11 protein-coding genes are annotated in these 17,451 nt (G+C 67.0%); 7 read left to right on the forward strand and 4 right to left on the reverse strand.

Annotated features, from left to right (window positions below):
* The first annotated feature begins 42 nt into the window (after positions 1-42).
* The 4 genes from fhuE (at position 43) to V6F88_RS18375 (ending at position 6,648) form a co-directional block, all read left to right on the forward strand.
* Entirely contained in the window at positions 43-2,412 is a 2,370-nt protein-coding gene (gene fhuE / locus V6F88_RS18360; RefSeq protein WP_442880352.1) for a ferric-rhodotorulic acid/ferric-coprogen receptor FhuE, read from the forward strand.
* Between the two features lie 108 nt (positions 2,413-2,520).
* A complete protein-coding gene (locus tag V6F88_RS18365; RefSeq protein ID WP_314361872.1) occupies positions 2,521-3,030 on the forward strand; it encodes a sigma-70 family RNA polymerase sigma factor in 510 nt (169 codons plus the stop codon).
* Positions 3,027-4,046 (forward strand): FecR domain-containing protein, encoded by a 1,020-nt coding sequence (locus V6F88_RS18370; RefSeq protein ID WP_332611265.1) that lies wholly within the window; start codon positions 3,027-3,029, stop codon positions 4,044-4,046. The genes V6F88_RS18365 and V6F88_RS18370 overlap by 4 nt, the downstream gene beginning before the upstream one ends.
* Positions 4,047-4,164: 118 nt before the next feature.
* Positions 4,165-6,648, forward strand: a complete 2,484-nt coding sequence (locus tag V6F88_RS18375; RefSeq protein WP_332611266.1) for a TonB-dependent siderophore receptor — start codon at positions 4,165-4,167, stop codon at positions 6,646-6,648.
* Between the two features lie 7 nt (positions 6,649-6,655).
* On the opposite strand, the gene V6F88_RS18380 is transcribed toward V6F88_RS18375, so the two are convergent.
* Positions 6,656-8,305 carry an ATP-binding protein gene (locus V6F88_RS18380; protein ID WP_332611267.1) on the reverse strand — a complete coding sequence of 550 codons (1,650 nt, stop codon included), beginning with the start codon at positions 8,303-8,305 and terminating at the stop codon, positions 6,656-6,658.
* 181 nt (positions 8,306-8,486) lie between these two features.
* Here V6F88_RS18380 and V6F88_RS18385 point away from each other — a divergent pair, with 181 nt between their 5' ends.
* The 3 genes from V6F88_RS18385 to V6F88_RS18395 all read left to right on the forward strand — a co-directional run bounded on the left by V6F88_RS18385 (position 8,487) and on the right by V6F88_RS18395 (position 12,660).
* Positions 8,487-9,008 carry a sigma-70 family RNA polymerase sigma factor gene (locus V6F88_RS18385; RefSeq protein WP_332611269.1) on the forward strand — a complete coding sequence of 174 codons (522 nt, stop codon included), beginning with the start codon at positions 8,487-8,489 and terminating at the stop codon, positions 9,006-9,008.
* 44 nt (positions 9,009-9,052) lie between these two features.
* A complete protein-coding gene (locus tag V6F88_RS18390; protein WP_442880353.1) occupies positions 9,053-10,036 on the forward strand; it encodes a FecR domain-containing protein in 984 nt (327 codons plus the stop codon).
* 98 nt (positions 10,037-10,134) lie between these two features.
* Positions 10,135-12,660, forward strand: a complete 2,526-nt coding sequence (locus tag V6F88_RS18395) for a TonB-dependent receptor (protein WP_332611272.1) — start codon at positions 10,135-10,137, stop codon at positions 12,658-12,660.
* 73 nt (positions 12,661-12,733) lie between these two features.
* Here the strand turns inward: V6F88_RS18395 and V6F88_RS18400 are convergent, their stop codons facing one another.
* Genes V6F88_RS18400 through acnA form a run of 3 tightly spaced genes read right to left on the reverse strand, consistent with a single transcriptional unit; the run spans position 12,734 to position 17,375 of the window.
* Positions 12,734-13,789, reverse strand: coding sequence for a lactonase family protein (locus V6F88_RS18400; RefSeq protein WP_332611273.1), 1,056 nt, complete (start codon positions 13,787-13,789; stop codon positions 12,734-12,736).
* Positions 13,790-13,839: 50 nt separating this feature from the next.
* A complete protein-coding gene (locus tag V6F88_RS18405; protein WP_332611275.1) occupies positions 13,840-14,751 on the reverse strand; it encodes a GntR family transcriptional regulator in 912 nt (303 codons plus the stop codon).
* On the reverse strand, positions 14,748-17,375 hold the full coding sequence (acnA, locus tag V6F88_RS18410; RefSeq protein WP_332611276.1) for an aconitate hydratase AcnA: 2,628 nt from the start codon (positions 17,373-17,375) through the stop codon (positions 14,748-14,750). Before acnA ends, V6F88_RS18405 begins: the two co-directional genes overlap by 4 nt.
* Positions 17,376-17,451: the final 76 nt, after the last annotated feature.

Genomic DNA, 17,451 nt, shown 5'->3' on the forward strand with positions numbered 1-17,451 from the left:
TCATTGCCGGCATCGCGCCGTGCCCGCGCCACCCCGCGCTTCATGCTTTCTTCCCTGACGCTGGCCACGGGCCTGGGACTGTGTGTGGCCTTAAGCCTGGCCGTCGCGCCCGGCGCGGTGCGCGCCCAGAACGCCGGCGTGTCGATCAACATCGGCGCGCAGCCGCTGGGCGATGCCCTGCTGCAATGGGCGGCGCAGACCAAGGTGCGCGTGTTCTATGCGCCCGACGTGGTGGCGGGCCTGTCCAGCCGGGGTTTGTCCGGCAGCATGACGCCTGAAGACGCGCTGCGCGGTTTGTTGCAAGGCACGGGCGTGGTGTACCGCTGGCAGGGCGACAGCATCATCCTCACGCGCGATGGCGGCGTGGCCAGCCTGGCGCCCGTGACCGTGCTGGGTAATTCAGACCCGGCCGTGACCGAAGGCACGGGTTCCTACACCACCCCCGCATCCGCGGCCGCTACCGGGCTGACGCTGTCGCTGCGCGAAACGCCGCAGTCCGTCAGCGTGGTGACGCGCCAGCGCATCGACGACCAGAACCTGCGGTCGCTGGATGAAGTGATGGGCAACGTGGTGGGCGTGCAGGTGGTCAGCGAGGATTCCGACCGCACCGATTTCTGGTCGCGCGGCTTCTACATCGACAGCCTGCAATACGACGGCGTGCCCACCACCATCGGCTTGTCCATGTATGGCGAATCCGACAACGATTCCTTCATCTATGACCGCATCGAAGTCGTGCGCGGCGCCACCGGCTTGATGACGGGCGCGGGCAACCCCGGCGCATCGATCAACCTGGTGCGCAAGCACGCCAACAGCAAGACCTTCACCGGTTCGGTCAGCGCGGGCTTCGGCTCGTGGAACCAGTATCGCGGCACGCTGGACATGTCCACGCCCTTGAACGAAGCCGGCACGGTGCGCGCCCGCATGGTCGCCGTGTACCAGGGCCGCGATTCCTATATCGACCTGTACCAAGCCAACAAGAAGGTGTTCTACGGCGTGATCGACGCCGACCTCACGCCCAACACCACCTTGAGCATCGGCGCCGACTATCAGGACAAGCGCCCGCGCGCATCCACCTGGGGCAGCTTGCCCGTGGTGTTCAGCGACGGCACGGACACGAACTGGCGGCGCTCCAAGACCACGGCGGCCGACTGGACGTATTGGCACACCACCAACGAAACCGTATTCGCCACGTTGTCGCACCGCTTCGAAAGCGACTGGGAAGTGCGCGCCGACTGGTCGCATCGCAAGAGCAAGTACGACGCCAAGCTGCTGTACCTGTATGGCGACCTGGACCGCCAAACCGGCACGGGCCTGCGGGCGTTGCCGGGCTACTGGAATTCGTACGCCGACCAGACCTCGCTGGATGTGCAGGCCAAGGGGCCGTTCACCTTGCTGGGCCGCAAGCACGAAGTGGTGGTGGGCGCCATGCGCAGCCGCTATGGCGAAGACTTCTATCGCTATGGATTTGAAAGCGCGTCGCTGGCCGGCACCGGCAACTTCTATCAATGGGATGGTTCCTTCGCGCAGCCGACCTGGACGGACGCCACCTTGCGCGACACCGTCACGCATCAGCAGGGCGCGTACGCCGCGGCCCGCTGGTCGCTGACCGACCGCCTGACGGCCATCACCGGCGGCCGCTACGCCACGTGGGAATCCAAGTCGAACACGCGTGATCAGAAGGACTCGCAGTTCATTCCCTACGCGGGCGTGGTCTACGACATCAACGACACGTATTCCACCTACGTCAGCTACACCGACATTTTCCAGCCGCAGGATAACCGCGACCGCAACGGCAATTACCTGGACCCGGTGCAAGGCAAGAACTACGAAGTGGGCGTCAAGGGCGAATACCTGGACGGGCGCCTGAACACGTCGATTGCGCTGTTCAAGGTCAAGCAAAGCAAGTTGGCGGTGCTGGATGGCGACGCCTTGGTGCCCGGCTCGATGGACCAGGCCTACACCACGGCCGACGGCGTGACGACCAAGGGGATCGAACTGGAAGTCAGCGGCCAGTTGGCGCCGGGCTGGAACGCCTACGCGGGCGGCACGTACTACACCAGCCGCGACGCCGAAGGCGTGTCCGTCAACACCGAACGGCCGCGCGCCATGGCCAAGCTGTTCACCACCTACCGCTTGCCGGGCGACTGGAGCCGGCTGACCGTGGGCGGCGGCGTCAATTGGCAGATCTCGACCTATAGCCAGGTCAGCGCGGGCGACGCTACCGTGACGGCCAAGCAGAGGGCCTACGCCATCTACAACCTGATGGCGCGCTACGACTTCAGCTCGGCCTTGTCGGCCCAGCTGAACGTGAACAACCTGTTCGACAAAAAATACTATATGGGCGGCGTCGCCAGCCAGGTGTATTACGGCGAACCCCGCAGCGTGTTCGTCAACCTGACCGCCAAGTTCTGATCGGGCACCCCGGCAAATCCCGTCTTGAAAACGATTCAAAGATATTTATAATTGCGAATCATTTTCATTTTGTTTAGGGATCTGGCGGCGACGCCGGGGCGCTCCGCCATGCCATCCTCTTCTTTCGCGGCCCATGCCGAGGTGCAATCGGTTTACCAGGCTCACCACCAGTGGCTGCGCAATGTGCTCCAGCGCAAGCTGGGCAATGCCTGCGATGCGGCCGACGTGGCGCACGATACGTTCGAACGGCTGATCCGCGCCAACGTGCGCGAACCCTTGGCCGAGCCGCGCGCCTATCTGCGTACCATCGCCACGCGCCTGGTCATTGGCCGGGCCCGCCGCGCCGCACTGGAAGCCGCCTATGCCGAGTCCCTGGCGCTGCAACCCGTGGCGGTCGAACCGTCGGTGGAGCATCGTGCGCTGATCCTGGAAGCGCTGGAACAGATCTGCGAACTGCTGGACACGCTGCCCATGAACAGCCGCCGCATCTTCCTGATGGCGCAGGTGGATGGCATGTCGTATGCCGAGATCGCGCAACAGCTGGGTTTGACGCCCAACGCGGTGCAAAAGTCCCTGGCCCGCGCATTGGTGCATTGCTACACGGCGGTCTACGGATGAGCCGGGGCTTGATGGACGGCGCCAAGCTGCTGCGCCCGCACGCGCCCGAGGCCGGGCGCGTCGATCCCAAGGTGTTGCGACAGGCGGCTGACTGGTGGACGCGCTTGCGCGAAGACGCCAGCGATGCCGACCGCGCGCGGTTCGAACAATGGCGGCGCGCGCAGCCCGCGCATGAACTGGCCTGGCAACGCTTGACCGCGTTAACGCGCGATGTGGCGACGGGTGTGGCGCAGGCCGGCTTTGACGTGGCTGCCCACACGTTGCGCCAGGCGCCCTTGATCCAATCGCGCCGCAACGCCATCCGGTGGATGGTGACGGCGGCGGGCCTGGGCTTCGGCGCGTGGGCGGTGGGCGAAGCCGGCGGCGTGCGCCGCTTGGCGGCCGACCTTTCCACCGGCACCGGCGTACGCCGGGCGCTGACCTTGCCCGACGGCACGCGGCTGGAACTGAACACGGCCAGCGCGGTGGACCTGCGCTACACCGCCACCTTGCGCGAGGTGGTGCTGCGCGAAGGTGAAATCCTGGTGACGACGGCGCAAGACGCCACGGGCCGGCCGTTCCACGTCCGCACGCGCAGCGGCATCCTCACGCCGGTGGGCACGCGCTTTGTGGTGCGCGATCTGGACGATGGCCGGGCGCTGCGCGTGGCCGTGCTGGAAGGCGCGGTGGACGTGCGCGGGCTGGACCCGGCCGATGCGCCGCGCCGAGTGCACGCGGGCAAGCAGGCAGAATTTTCCAAGGCGGGCGGCTATGCGCAGCGCCCGCTTGAGGCGGCGGCGTCGGCCTGGACCAACGGCATGCTGATCGCCGACGAAATGCCGCTGGCGCAGTTCCTGCAAGAGTTGGGCCGCTATCGACCGGGCCGGCTGGCCTGTTCCGGCGAGGCGGCCGCGCTGCGCGTGGTCGGCGCGTTTCCGCTGGCCGATACCGAGCGCGTGCTGGACATGCTGCAAGACGTGCTGCCCGTGCGCGTGCGCCGCTACACCCGTTACTGGGTGTCGGTGGGGCTTGCCTAGAAAGTTGTAACCGGAACGGCGTAACGCGCCCGCTTGCGCGTCATGTAAGGAAAGCAGCCCGATCGCATCCACCCGCGCGGCGCTGCGCCCATCCTTCATGAGCCAGGAATCGCCCTTCATGTCTTCTCGTCCTGCCCGCGTGGCGCCCGCCGCCCGCCTATCCTCGCCGCGCCGCCAACTCTTGCCACGCACCCGTCTCAGCGTTGCCCTGCATCTGGCCTTGCCCGCCATCGCCCTGGCGGCCCCGTGGCCGTCCGCCGTGCATGCGCAAGCGGCCTCCGCGGACCCGCGCGCGGTGACGTTCGACATTCCGGCCGGGCCGCTCAGCACGGCGTTGGGCGCGTTTGGCGTGCAGGCGGGCGTGATGGTGGCCTCGGACCCGGCACTGACAGCCAACGCCCGCACCCGTGGCGTATCGGGCACGCAGTCGGTGGACACGGCGTTGTCCGAACTGCTGGCGGGCACCGGTTTGCAGGCCGTGGGCCGCGCCGGTGGCGGGTACCGTTTGCAAGCCGCGCCGGCGGCCGGGCAGGCGGCAACGCTGGCCCCCGTGACGGTGACGGGCAGCTACAACCCCACGACAGACGGCACGGGGTCCTACACCACTCCCGCCGTCACCATCGGCAAAACCACGCAGGCGCTCAAGGACATTCCGCAGTCCATCACCGTGCTGACCCGCCAGCGCATGGATGACCAGGTGATGACCAGCCTGCCGGACGCCATCAACAACACGGCCGGCATGGTCGGCGTGCAAGGCGTGGGGTCGGGCGTGGCGATCAATTCGCGGGGCTTTCCCGTAGACCTGCTGCAATACGACGGCGTGTCCCTGCTGCGCAACAGCTACAGCCTGGGCAACTGGGAGCAGGACTCGCTGGTGTTCTACGACCGCGTGGAAATCCTGCGTGGCGCGGCCGGCCTGCTGCAAGGCGCGGGCAGCCCGGGCGGGGCGATCAACCTGGTGCGCAAGCGCGGCGGCGCCGAACCGTCGGTGGTGCTGTCCGGCAAGGCCGGCTCTTGGGACCACTACGGCCTGACGCTGGATGCGGGCGGACCACTGAACGCCGCCGGCACGCTGCGTGGGCGCGTGGTGGTGGACGAAGACCAAAGCCATTCGTATATCGACTACGTGTGGGACAAGACGCGCAACCTGTACGCCGCGCTGGACTTCGACGTGACCGAGGACACCACGGTGGGCATCGGCATCAGCAACCGCTACAGCCGATCGCGCCCGATGATCGTGGGCTACCCGCGCTACCAGGACGGCGGCGCCATCGATCTGCCGCGCTCGACGTTTACCGGGTCCACCTGGAACCGCGCCAAGAACGACCAGACGATCTTCAACGCCGACCTCACGCATCGCTTCAACGACGCCTGGCGTTTCAAGCTTGCCGGCGTCGCCATGAACGAGAAGAACACCACGGTGCATCAACGCGTGGCCGACGCCGTGCAGCGCGACGGCAGCGGCTTGTCGTATGGCGATTTCGGCGTGGACTTCAACAGCAAGCAGCGCGGGGCGGACATGTCCGTCAGCGGCAGCTTCAATGCGCTGGGCATGGACCAGGAAGTGGTGCTGGGCGCCAACTATTCCAAGCTGACCACGAACGACCGCTTTACGCGGGTGTGGGAAGAAAACGGCAATATCTTCGACCTGGACCACCATCGCCCGTGGCAGGACATCGAATCCATCGCGGCGGCCAGCGGCTATGACTCGCGCAGCAGCTACGACATCCGCCAAAAGGGCATCTACGGCACGTGGCGCGTCAAGCCCACCGAGTCGCTGGCGCTGATCGGCGGCGGCCGCGTCGGCTGGTTCGACTATTCCTACAGCGGCGGCGGCGGCACCACCACGTCCAGCACATCCGGCAAATTCATTCCGTACGCCGGCATCGTCTATTCGCTGACCGAAAACTGGTCCGCCTACACCAGCTACACCACGGTGTTCGAACCGCAGACGCAGCGCACGCAGGAAGGCAGCCTGCTCAAGCCCATCGAAGGCAACAACTACGAAGTGGGCATCAAGGGCGAACTGGCGGACGGGCGCATCAACACGCTGCTGGCGCTGTTCCGCTACGACCACAAGAACCGTGCCGTCAACGATTACGCTGCCGGCTTCGCGTGCGACGGCTGGTATTGCTCGCGCGCGTCGGGCAAGGTGCGCAGCCAAGGGGTGGAAGCGGAAGTGTCGGGTGAAGTGCTGCGCGGGCTGGAGCTGTACGCGGGCTACACCTACAACACCACCAAGTATCTGGAAGACCCCGACAACAAGGGCCAGGTCTTCAACACCTGGACGCCCAAGCACATGTTGCGCCTGTGGGCCAACTACAAGCTGCCGGGCATGATGAACCGCCTGAGCGTGGGCGCGGGCGTCAACACGCAGACCGACACGGTCAGTTCGGACCGCGCCTTCAAGCTGGCGGGCTTCACCATCTGGAATGCGCGCGTGGGTTATCAGGCCACGCCGGAACTGAGCATCGGCCTGAACGTCAACAACGTGTTCGACAAGAAGTACTACGTGCCGTCCTACAACACGTTGAACAGCAACAACTACTACGGCCAGCCACGCAACTTCATGCTGACGTTCCGCTACGCGCCGAAGCTGTAAGGCCCGGCTAGGCCCCCATCAGCGCGTGCACCTTGCGCGCCAGCTCATCCAGCGCAAAAGGTTTCGGCAGGGTGGGGGCGCCCGATTCGGCCAGGGTCTGTGAACCTGAACCGGTGATGAAAAGCACCTTCAGGCCGGGCCGCAACATGCGCCCGGCGTCCACCACCTGGCGCCCGTCCATGCGGCCGGGCAGGCCCAGGTCGCAAATCAGCAGATCGATCTGGCCCGGCGCCGACAGCGCGCGCAATGCACTGGAACCGTCGGTGGCCTGAATCACGGCGTAGCCCAGTTCGGACAACGTTTCGACAACCACGGCGCGCACCGAGACGTCGTCCTCGGCGACCAGCACCGTCGCGCCGGTGGAGGCGCGCGGCGGTTCCAGGCGCGCGGACATTTCGACGGGCGCCAGCGCCCCGTCAAAACGCGGGAAGTACAGGCTCATGGCCGTGCCCTGGCCGGGCCGCGAATTGACCTGCACCTGCCCGCCGGACTGCCGCACAAAGCCATACAGCATCGACAGGCCCAGCCCCGTGCCCTGGCCGGGCGACTTGGTGGTGTAGAACGGTTCAAAAATGCGCTGCATGGTTTGTGGCGTCATGCCGCAGCCGGTGTCCGTGACCGTCAGGCGCAGGTAATCGCCCATGGGCAGGCCGCGTTCGCGCGAGGTCTGCTCGGTCAGCGTGACCTTGGCCGTTTCGATGCCCAGCCGGCCTTGCCCTTCCATGGCGTCGCGCGCGTTCAGGCACAGGTTCAGCAGCGCGTTTTCAAACTGGTGCGGGTCAACCCAGGCGGCCCACAGCCTGGGTTCGCACGCCAGGTCCAGCGCGATGCCGGGGCCCACGCTGCGGCGGATCAGGTCTTCCATGCCGCGCACCAGGTGGTTCACATCCACCGCTTGCGGCGACAGGGGCTGGTTGCGCGAAAACACCAGCAGCCGGTGCGTCAGCGCGGCGGCCCGTTCGGTGCCACGCTGCGCCACTTCAATGTGGCGTTCAAGCTCGCCCAGCCGTTGCTGCGCCAGACGCAGGCTGATCAGCTCCAGGCTGCCCGCGATGCCCATCAGCAAATTATTGAAATCGTGCGCCAATCCGCCGGCCAACTGGCCCACGGCTTCCATCTTCTGGCTTTGGCGCAAGGTGTCTTCCGCCTGCCGCAGGGCTTCGGCCTGCGCGCGTTCCGCCTGCACCCGCGACGTGGTTTCGATCACGGTGTCGATCATGCCGACCACCGCGCCGGTTTCGTCGCGAACGGGGCTGTAGCAGAAGGTGAAAGCGGCTTCCTCGGCCTCGCCAAATCGTTCGATGACCAGCGGGTAATCTTCGATGAAGGTGGCTTCGCCGGCGAAGGCGCGGTCGGCGATGGGGCCGATCATGGCCCAGGCTTCGCTCCAGACATCGCTGAACGGGCGGCCCAGCGCTTCGGGCTTGGCGCCCAGGATGGGCCGGAACGCGTCGTTGTAGATCGTGATGAGTTCCCGGCCCCAGACCAGGCAAGACGGAAAGCGGGACGACAGCACCATGCCCGCCGCCACACGCAGCGCCGTGGGCCATTCGCTGACGGGGCCCAGCGGCGTGGCACCCCAATCGAAGTCAGCCACCTTCCTGCCCATCTCGCCGCCGCCGGCAAGAAAAGAGGGGAACGTCGGAAGGTTCTGCATGGTGGTATCGGCGAGAGAACGGGTGCTTGATTCTATCTGAGGCCCTTGGCGAAGTTAAGCTATGCGGCTTGCGGAATATCAAAGGACTTGCACCCCGTTTGCCATACCCGCGCGCGCGATGAAAGGGCGATTGATATAAAATAAAAATCGTTCCCATTTGCGATATCGCATCAGGTGCGCCTTGCCTGCTTCCCACTTATCCGCCTCTGACAACGTCACGAAGCTCTATCGTGATCATCACGGCTGGCTGTCGATTTGGCTGCGCAAAAAGCTGGGCAACTCCTTTGACGCGGCCGATCTGGCGCACGACACCTTTGTGCGCTTGATGTCGGGGCGCCGCCATGACGGCGCGGGCGGCGAGCCGCGCGCGCTGTTGACGCACATCGCCAAGGGCCTGGTCGTGGACCACTGGCGCCGCCGCGCGGTCGAGGACGCCTACCTGGCCGTGGTGGCGCAACTGCCCCCGCGCGAGGCGCCATCGCCCGAACAGCGCGCGCAGATTCTTGAAACGTTGCACGCCATCGACACCACGCTACGTACCTTGCCGCCCAAGACGCGCGAGATCTTTCTGCTGTCGCAATTCGACGGCATGACGTATGCCGACATCGCCACGCGTGAACGGGTGTCGCTGGCCACGGTCAAGCGCCACATGCAGCGCGCGCTGACCGCCTGCCTGATCGCCTTTGCCGGGCACGCGCCATGAGCGGCGCCGTGGGGGGCAACAGGGGCGGCAACACGGGCGGCAACATGGGCGGCGTCATCGATTCCGCCATCCTGCAAGAGGCCGCCGGCTGGCTGGTGCGCTTTCAGTCCGAAACGCTGTCCGCCGCCGACCGCGCCGCCTTTGACCGGTGGCGTGACCGCAGCGACTCACATCGCGCGGCATGGGCGCGGGTGGAAGACATGTTGCGCGGATTCGGCCAGGTGCCTTCCGCTATCGGCAGCCACACCCTGCGCGGACTGGACCGGCCCGGCCGCCGCCAGGCGATACGCGCGCTGGGCGCGCTGCTGGTACTGGGCCCGGCCGCCGTGGCAGGTTGGCGCGGTTTGCCCTGGCGCGAATGGGCGGCGGATGCACGCACGGCCACGGGCGAACGGCGCCGGCTGGACCTGGCCGACGGGACACAGCTGGTGTTGAACACCGCCACGGCCGTCGACATCCAGTACACGGCCGATGAGCGCGTGCTGTGGTTGCGCGCAGGCGAAATCCTGCTGACCACCGGGCGCGACCCCTCACCCGTGTACCGCCCTTTTATCGTGCGCACGACGCAAGGAACGATACGGGCGCTGGGCACGCGCTTCATGGTGCGCGATGACGGCGCCGGCATACGCGTGGCGGTGTTTGACGGCACGGTCCGGATACAGCCGCAGGGTCGCGGCGCGAATCCGGAGCCGGCTTCGATGCTTCTGCATGCGGGGCAGCAAACCGTCTTCACCGCCGACGACATCGCGCCCGTGGCGCCCGCCGACACCGCGTCTACGTCCTGGGAGCAGGGCATGTTGACCGTGCGCGACTGGCGCCTGGCCGATCTGGTGGACCAACTGGCCCGATACCGGCGCGGCGTGCTGCGTTGCGATCCGGCCGTGGCGGGGCTGCGGGTATCGGGCGCCTTTCCCCTGGCTGATATCGACGGCAGCCTGCGCCTGTTGGAAAAGACCCTGCCGGTGCGCATCAGCCGCGTCACGCCCTTCTGGATAACGGTGGCCGGCCGCCCCGGCGTTACAAATTAATTGCTTTTTGGCTGAGCCTTTTTTTCGCTTCGTCCGGTGTACCGGGTGAATCGTCGCGACACGCGAGCGCCACCCCGTCCCTTACGAAGGATCGTTTCATGGTTTTCCGAGATACCCGTTCGCCGCGCCTGCCCCGTGGCATCGCCACCCTGTCGCCGTGGGCGACGATAAGGCAAACCGCCGGCTCGGGCTTGATGCTGCTGGCCGTAGCGGGCGCGCCGGTGGCCGCCACGGCGGCAGAGACGAACACCGTTGCGTCGGGCGCCGTTGCGTCGGGCGCCGCTGCGTCGGGCGCGTCGTCGGCATCCGCCCCGGCCGTGCGCCGGTCTTACGCCATAGGCGCCGGTCCGCTGGGCGATGTGCTGGCGCAGTTCGCGGCGGCGGCGGGTGTGCCGCTGTCGTTTGACTCCACCTTGCTGGCAGGACAGCACAGCAGCGGCATCGTGGGCGCCTACACCGTGCGCGAAGGCTTTGCGCGCTTGCTGGACGGGTCCGGCTATACCGTGGCGGAGCAGGGCGCGGGCGCCTATTCGCTGCGCAAGCTGCCGGCGGGCGACGGCGGCGCGGCCACGCTGCTGCCCAGCATCACCGTGGCCGGATCGGGCGTGACACCGTCGGCCCTGCCGCCCGAGTTCGCGGGCGGCCAGGTGGCACGCGGCGCGCGCATGGGCCTGCTGGGCAATCGCGACGTCATGGACACGCCTTTCAACGTCACCAGCTACACCTCGGACATGCTGACCAACCGCCAATCGGTCACGCTGGCCGATGCGTTGAACGCCGAGCCCTCGGTGCGATTTACCGGCCAGATCGGCGGCGTGACCGATTCCTTTTATATCCGGGGCTTTCCCATCGGCGAAGGCAACTTGGGCGAAATCGCGTTCGACGGCGTGTACGGCGTGGCCCCGAACTATCACGTCTTCACCGACTACATCGAACGCGTCGAAGTGTTAAAAGGCCCGGCCGCGCTGCTGTACGGCATGTCGCCCAACAGCGGCGTGGGCGGCGTGATCAACATGGTGCCCAAGCGCTCGTTGCCGCAAGACCTGACGCGCCTGTCGGCCGACTATGTTGGCGATTCGCAGTTTGGCGGGCGCGTGGACCTTAGCCGCCGCTTCGGCAACGACGGCGAATGGGGCGTGCGCGTCAACGGCATGCATCGCCAGGGCGATACGCCGTTGGACAACCTGACGTCGCGCACCGACATCGGCGCGCTGTCGCTGGACTATCAGGGCGAGCGCCTGCGCGCATCGCTGGACCTGTTGACCCAACATGAAAAAGTCGACGCGCCCACGCGCCCCTTCCTGGTGGCTTCCGGCATCGACGTGCCACATGCGGCCGATGGCCGCCGCAACGCCACGCAGCCCTGGGGCTGGTGGAAGTCCGACGGCCAATCGGCGCTGCTGCGCGTGGAATACGACGTCAGCGACCGCCTGACCGTGTTCGCCGATGCGGGCGGATCGGACACCGACGTGTCGCGCCTGTCTGACCAGACGCCCACCATCGTCAACAGCGCCGGCGACACGCTGGTCACGCCCAACAACTTCCGTTTCAAGGTTGAACGCAGCACCTATAACGCGGGCCTGCGCGCCAAGCTGGACACCGGGCCGGTGCGCCACGCCATCAGTTTCATGGGCAGCCTGTACAGCGACCGCAACCTTCAGGCCAGCGTGTCCGGGACACCGCTGACGTCCAACATCTATCACCCCATCACGCGCCCCGAGCAGAACATCCCCGCGCCGCGCAACGTGCCCAAGGTGTCGTCGTCCGACCTGACCGGCCTGGCCCTGGCCGACACGATGAGCATTCTGGACGAGCGCGCGCAGTTGACGGTGGGCGTGCGGCAGCAGCGCATCGAATCGCGCAACTTCAACGCCACGACGGGCGTGCGCACCGTCAGCTATGACGAAAGCGCCACTACGCCGCTGGCGGGCCTGGTCGTCAAGCCGTGGAGCAACGTGTCGCTGTATGCCAACTACATCGAAGGCTTGAGCAAGGGCGACGTGGCGCCGGCCACCGCGTCCAACGCCGGCCAGGTGTTCAAACCCTACAAGGCCAAGCAGAAGGAAGTGGGCGTGAAGGTGGAGCTGGACAACGCGATGCTGACCTTGAGCGCGTTTGAAATCACCAAGCCCAGCGGCCAGTTGACCAACGGCGTGTACGGCGCGGACAGCGAGCAGCGCAACCGCGGGCTTGAATTGGGGTTGTCCGGCGAACCGCTGCGCGGCTTGCGCCTGTTGGGCGGCGTGACCTGGCTGGACGCCGAGCTGACGCGCACCAACAGCGCCGCCACGGTTGGCAACCGGCCGGTGGGCGTGCCGACATTCTCGGCCAACCTGGGCGCGGAATGGGACCTGCCGTGGGTCGCCGGGCTGACGCTGACGGGCGGCATGGTCTATACCGGGCGCGAATATATCAACCAGGCCAACACGCAGTTGGTGCCGTCGTGGACCACGTTCGACGTGGGCGCGCGCTACGCGATGCGCGTGCAGGGCAAGGACGTGACGTTGCGCGCCAATGTGGTCAACGTGACCAACCGCGCGTACTGGTCCGGCGTGGCGTCCTACGGCACGATTTCGCAAGGCGTGCCGCGCACGCTGATGCTGTCGGCGTCGATGGATTTTTGATCGGCGTGTACACAGGAAGCTCCGTGCGTCGAGCAGGCGCGTTCCTGCCCGTGTGTGCCGCTTCGCACCGACCTCAAGCCCGGCTGCTTGCGAACACCATGCAGACCGGGCTGCCCACGCGCACGTCGTAGCCGTCGTGCGCCAGCGTGCCGTCCTGCGCGTTGACGCGCATGCGCACCAACGTGTCGCTGTCTTCGTTAAGCACGAATAGAAAGCGGCCGTCCGGCGACAGCGTGAAGAAGCGGGGCGTCTTGCCACCGGAGGGCACGTGCTGCACGGGCGTCAGGCGGCCATTGACGCCGTCCACGCGAAACACCGCAATGCTGTCGTCGCCCCGGTTGGACACGTACAGGTGGCGGCCGTGAGCGTCCATGGCGATGCCGGCGGCGCGGCTGTTGCCGGTATAGGTGTCCGGCAAGGACGGCAGCACTTGGAAGGGCCGCGGGGCGCCGGCCGTAACCGTGTAGGCCGCCACGGTGTTGTCCAGCTCGTTCACCACGTACAGCCAGCGGCCGGTGGGGTGGAACGCCGCATGGCGGGGGCCGGCGCCTTCGCGCGTGTCGGCCACACTATGCGGTTTTGTGCCCACGCCGTGCGGGTCCAGCGTGTAGACAAACACGCGGTCCAGCCCCTTGTCGGGCACGGCCACGAAGTGTCCCGACGGATCGACCACGTTGTAATGCGGCTTGGCAAAGGGCTGCTCTTTGCGGTGCGGGCCGGGCTGGCCGGGCATGGCGATGCACTGCGCCACCGGTCCCAGGGCGCCGTCATCCGCCACGGGCAGCACGGCCAGCGTGCCGCTCAGGTGGTTGGACACCATCAGAAAGCGGCCCGACGGCGCCAGCGCCAGGTGCACCGGGTTGCGGCCCTGGCAGTCCTGCTGGTGCCAGGGCGTCAGCCCGCCGTGATGCGGGTCGCGATGCAACGCGCTGACTTCCTGGCTGTCGCCGTGCACGGTGTACAGCACGGGCAGCGTGGGGTGCGGCAGCAGGTACGAGGGGTTCAGCAAATTCCCGACGACTTGCGTCGGTGTCAGGGTGCCGGTGCCGGCAGCGTAGTCAAAGACGCTGATGCCGTCGCCGCGGGCATTGCGTTCGCGCGTGGTGCGCGAGCCGATATAGACGTGCATGGGCTTGCCTTCTTTACAAAAAACCAGCCGGCCGCGCACGTCATCGCGCGTCAGGCCGGGGAAGTCAGGATGCCGCTGATGCGCGACAGGTTGTCCAGGGTGCTGCGCAGATGGCTGGACAGCGCGGCGGCGGCTTCGTCGTTGCGCTCGCGTTCCAGCAAATCAAGAATGGCCAGGTGCTGATTGCAGTGTTGTTGATAGCGGCTGCGGTCCTGCATGGACCGGTACGACAGCAAGCGGCGCACGCGGTTCACGCGCTTGATGGTGTCGATGAAGAACGGGTTGCCCGACGCCTCGACCAGCGATTCATGAAAGCGCACGCCGCGCTCGTGCAGCTGGTCGGCCGTATCGGTGGCGATACCGCCGTCCAGCAGGTGTTTCTCGGCGGCGCGGCAGCGTTCGATGACACTTTTTTCGATGCGGAACGTGGGCTCCAGCAACGCGGCCGGTTCCAGCGCAAGCCGCAAGCGGTACGACTGCAACAAGCTGTCGGGCGTGGTCATCATGGACGAGAATTCCCAGCCATAGCCGGGCCGGCGCTGTGCCCACCCTTCTTGCGACACGCGCGCCAGCAACGCCTGCGTTTGCGCATTGGTCAGCGCATAGCGCATCCGCAGCTGCGCCTCGCTGCATTGCATGGGCAACTGGCCACGCAACAGGTCATCGGCCAGCTTGAAATAGCTTTGCGTGACGATGTCGTCCGCCGAGGGGGGTGCCAGTTCGGCCAGGTGGTCCGGGTCGTCGGGCAGGGCGTCAAAGTCCTGCTGCAGGAAGTAGCCCCGGTTGGGTTTGCGCGCCACGATGCCGTGTTGTTCCAGCACGCCCAGCGCGTCGTTGACGGGCGAACGCGACAGGCGCAGCCGGTCAGCCAGCTTTTGCGCGGTCAGGTGCGCGCCGCCCGGCAGGCGGTCTTGCCGGATCAGTTCAAGAATTTTTGTGACGGTATTGGTTTGCGCGCTCATGGGGCCGTGGCGGGTCGGAGGGTGTCCGCTAGGATAGCGGGAATGACGCCGCCCATCCGCAACAAACGCACGTCCAATTGGGTCTCGACGGCGGCCGTCGCGTGCAACGCATCCACCGCGCCATTGGCCCGCAGGATGCGCACCGGCACCGAGAGGCGCGGGGCCAGCTTCGCGGCCGGCGCATCGATTTCGATCTGGTCGCCCGACTGTACGGCCAGCGTGTCCGGCGTAACGCCGTCGGGCAAGCGTAGCGGCAGGATGCCCATGCCGATCAGGTTGGACCGGTGGATGCGTTCAAAACTCACGGCCAGCACAGCGCGGATGCCCAGCAGCCGCTGACCCTTGGCGGCCCAGTCGCGCGATGAGCCCGTGCCAAAGCGTGCGCCGGCCAATAGCACCACGGCTTGCCCGTCCTGGCGATAGTGTTCCGCCGCTACCCAGATGGGTTCCACGCGTCCGGTGGGCGCATGGCGCGTGTGGCCGACCGGCGCGTCCGGGCACAGCCGGTTGACCAGGCTTTTGCTGTAGAACGCCGCGCGCATCATGACTTCCCAATTGCCACGGCGCGAGGCGAACACGTTCAGATCGTTGCGGTTGTCGCCGCGCTGGACCAGGTAGTCGGCAATCAGGCTGTCGGGCGGGATGGCGCTGGCGGGCGACAGGTGATCGGTGGTGACGTCGTCGCCCAGCACCAGCAGCGGGTGGGCGACGTAGTGGCCCAACTGCCCGGCCTGTTCGGTGGAGGCGAAGGGCGGGCGGCGCAGCGCGGTGGACGCCGGGTCCCACGGAAAACGCGGCGTGTCCGGCGATTGCAGCGCCTGCCACGCCGGGTTGGCGCTGGCGATCTTGAAGGCGGCGCGGCAGTCGTCCGGCCGCAATCCCTGTGCCAGCGCGGCGTCGATATCGGCGTCGCCGGGCCACAGATCGTGCAGATGGATGGCGCGGCCGTCCGGCGCCGTCTGTACGGCTTCTTGCGACAGGTCGCGCTCGGCATCGCCGGCCAGCGCAAAGGCAATGACCAGCGGCGGCGACATCAGAAAACCCAGATCCAGATCCGGGTGGATGCGGCCGGTGAAGTTGCGATTGCCCGACAGCACGGCCACGGGGTGGACCGCGCCGGCGGCCATGGCGTGGCGCACGGGGCCGGGCAGCGAACCGGAATTGCCGATGCAGGTGGTGCAGCCATACCCCACGATGTCAAAGCCCACCGCCGCCAGATCGTCCAGCAGGCCGGCGCGCGCCAGATAGTCGGCGGCGGCGGGCGAGCCCGGGCCCAACGACGTCTTCACCCAGGCGGGCACGCGCAGGCCGGCCCGGCGCGCCTTGCGGGCCAGCAAACCGGCCGCCATCAACAGGCGCGGGTCGGACGTGTTGGTGCAGCTGGTGATGGCAGCGATGGCCACGGGATAGCGCGGCAAGCCGCCCACCGCGGGCGCCGCCGGTTGGAAATTCAACGCGGCCAGAATGGGCTTGGTGTGACCGTAGGGGTGCAGGTCCTGCGGCCGCTTGGGGCCGGCCACATGCATGCCGACCTGGCCCAGCGCGACCTCGATCACGCGCGTGTATCGTGGGCTGGCTTGCGGGTCCAGCGCGATGCCGGCGTGTTCGGCGTAGGCCGCCACGCGCGCGATGTGCGCCTCGGTTCGGCCGGTTTGGCGCAGGTAATCCAGCGTGGCGGCGTCGATGGGAAAGTAGCCGGTGGTGGCGCCGTATTCCGGCGCCATGTTGGCGACCACGCAGCGGCTGCCCGCCGACAGGCTGCTGACGCCCGGGCCGAAGAATTCCACGAATTCTCCCGACACCTCGATGGCGCGCAGCCGCTGCGTAACGGTCAGGGCCAGATCGGTGGCGGTGACGCCCGGGGCCAGCGCGCCGGTCAGGCGCACCCCGATCACGTCGGGAATGCGCAGCAATGTCGGCATGCCGAACATCACCGTCTGCGCTTCCAGCCCGCCCACGCCCCAGCCCAGCACGCCGATGCCGTTGATCATGGGCGTGTGGCTGTCGGTGCCGATCATCATGTCCGGAAACAGCAGCCCGTCTTCGCCCTGGCAGACAACGGTGGCCAGCTGTTCCAGGTTGATGGTGTGCATGATGCCGGTGCCCGGCGGGTGGATGCGCACGTTGGACAAGGCCTTGGACGCCCAACGCAGAAAGCGGTAGCGCTCGCCGTTGCGGCGCAGTTCCAGATCCAGGTTCAGCGCGGCGGCGTCCGCCTGCGCATAGGTCTCGACGGCCAGCGAATGGTCCACCGACACGTCCACGGGCAACACGGGGTTGAGCACGGCCGGGTCGGTACCGGCTTCGGCCAGGGCGTCGCGCATGGCGGCGATGTCGACCAGCGCGGGCGTGCTGGTGGTGTCGTGCATCAGCACGCGGCCGGGCTGAAAGGCGATCTCGGCGTCGCTGGTGCCCCGGTCCAGCCAACGCAGCAGGGCAGACACGGCGGCGTCGCGCTCGTCGCCCTGCATATTGCGCAGCGCGTTTTCCAGCAGCAGGCGTAGTACCACGGGCAAGCGCCAGTAGTCCGCGCCAACCATTGCGGGCAGGTCCAGGCAGGCGTGCGCCACGCCGTTCAGCGTGAAGCGGACATGGCGCGGCGGCAAGGCATTAGTGTTTTCCATAGCTGCAAGTTTTGCATATTGCACATATAAAATGCAATTAAGTAAAAACCCGGCCGTCATTCGAACAGGCCGAACC

The organism is Achromobacter sp. ESBL13 (assembly GCF_036668755.1).
GTDB lineage: Bacteria > Pseudomonadota > Gammaproteobacteria > Burkholderiales > Burkholderiaceae_B > Achromobacter.

Excerpts from the sequence above, each read along its gene's own strand:
- fhuE (WP_442880352.1), top strand. The coding sequence starts at position 43 with ATGCTTTCTTCCCTGACGCTGGCCACGGGCCTGGGACTGTGTGTGGCC.
- V6F88_RS18365 (WP_314361872.1), top strand. The coding sequence starts at position 2,521 with ATGCCATCCTCTTCTTTCGCGGCCCATGCCGAGGTGCAATCGGTTTAC.
- V6F88_RS18370 (WP_332611265.1), top strand. The coding sequence starts at position 3,027 with ATGAGCCGGGGCTTGATGGACGGCGCCAAGCTGCTGCGCCCGCACGCG.
- V6F88_RS18375 (WP_332611266.1), top strand. The coding sequence starts at position 4,165 with ATGTCTTCTCGTCCTGCCCGCGTGGCGCCCGCCGCCCGCCTATCCTCG.
- V6F88_RS18380 (WP_332611267.1), bottom strand. The coding sequence starts at position 8,305 with ATGCAGAACCTTCCGACGTTCCCCTCTTTTCTTGCCGGCGGCGGCGAG.
- V6F88_RS18390 (WP_442880353.1), top strand. The coding sequence starts at position 9,053 with ATGGGCGGCGTCATCGATTCCGCCATCCTGCAAGAGGCCGCCGGCTGG.
- V6F88_RS18395 (WP_332611272.1), top strand. The coding sequence starts at position 10,135 with ATGGTTTTCCGAGATACCCGTTCGCCGCGCCTGCCCCGTGGCATCGCC.
- V6F88_RS18400 (WP_332611273.1), bottom strand. The coding sequence starts at position 13,789 with ATGCACGTCTATATCGGCTCGCGCACCACGCGCGAACGCAATGCCCGC.
- V6F88_RS18405 (WP_332611275.1), bottom strand. The coding sequence starts at position 14,751 with ATGAGCGCGCAAACCAATACCGTCACAAAAATTCTTGAACTGATCCGG.
- acnA (WP_332611276.1), bottom strand. The coding sequence starts at position 17,375 with ATGGAAAACACTAATGCCTTGCCGCCGCGCCATGTCCGCTTCACGCTG.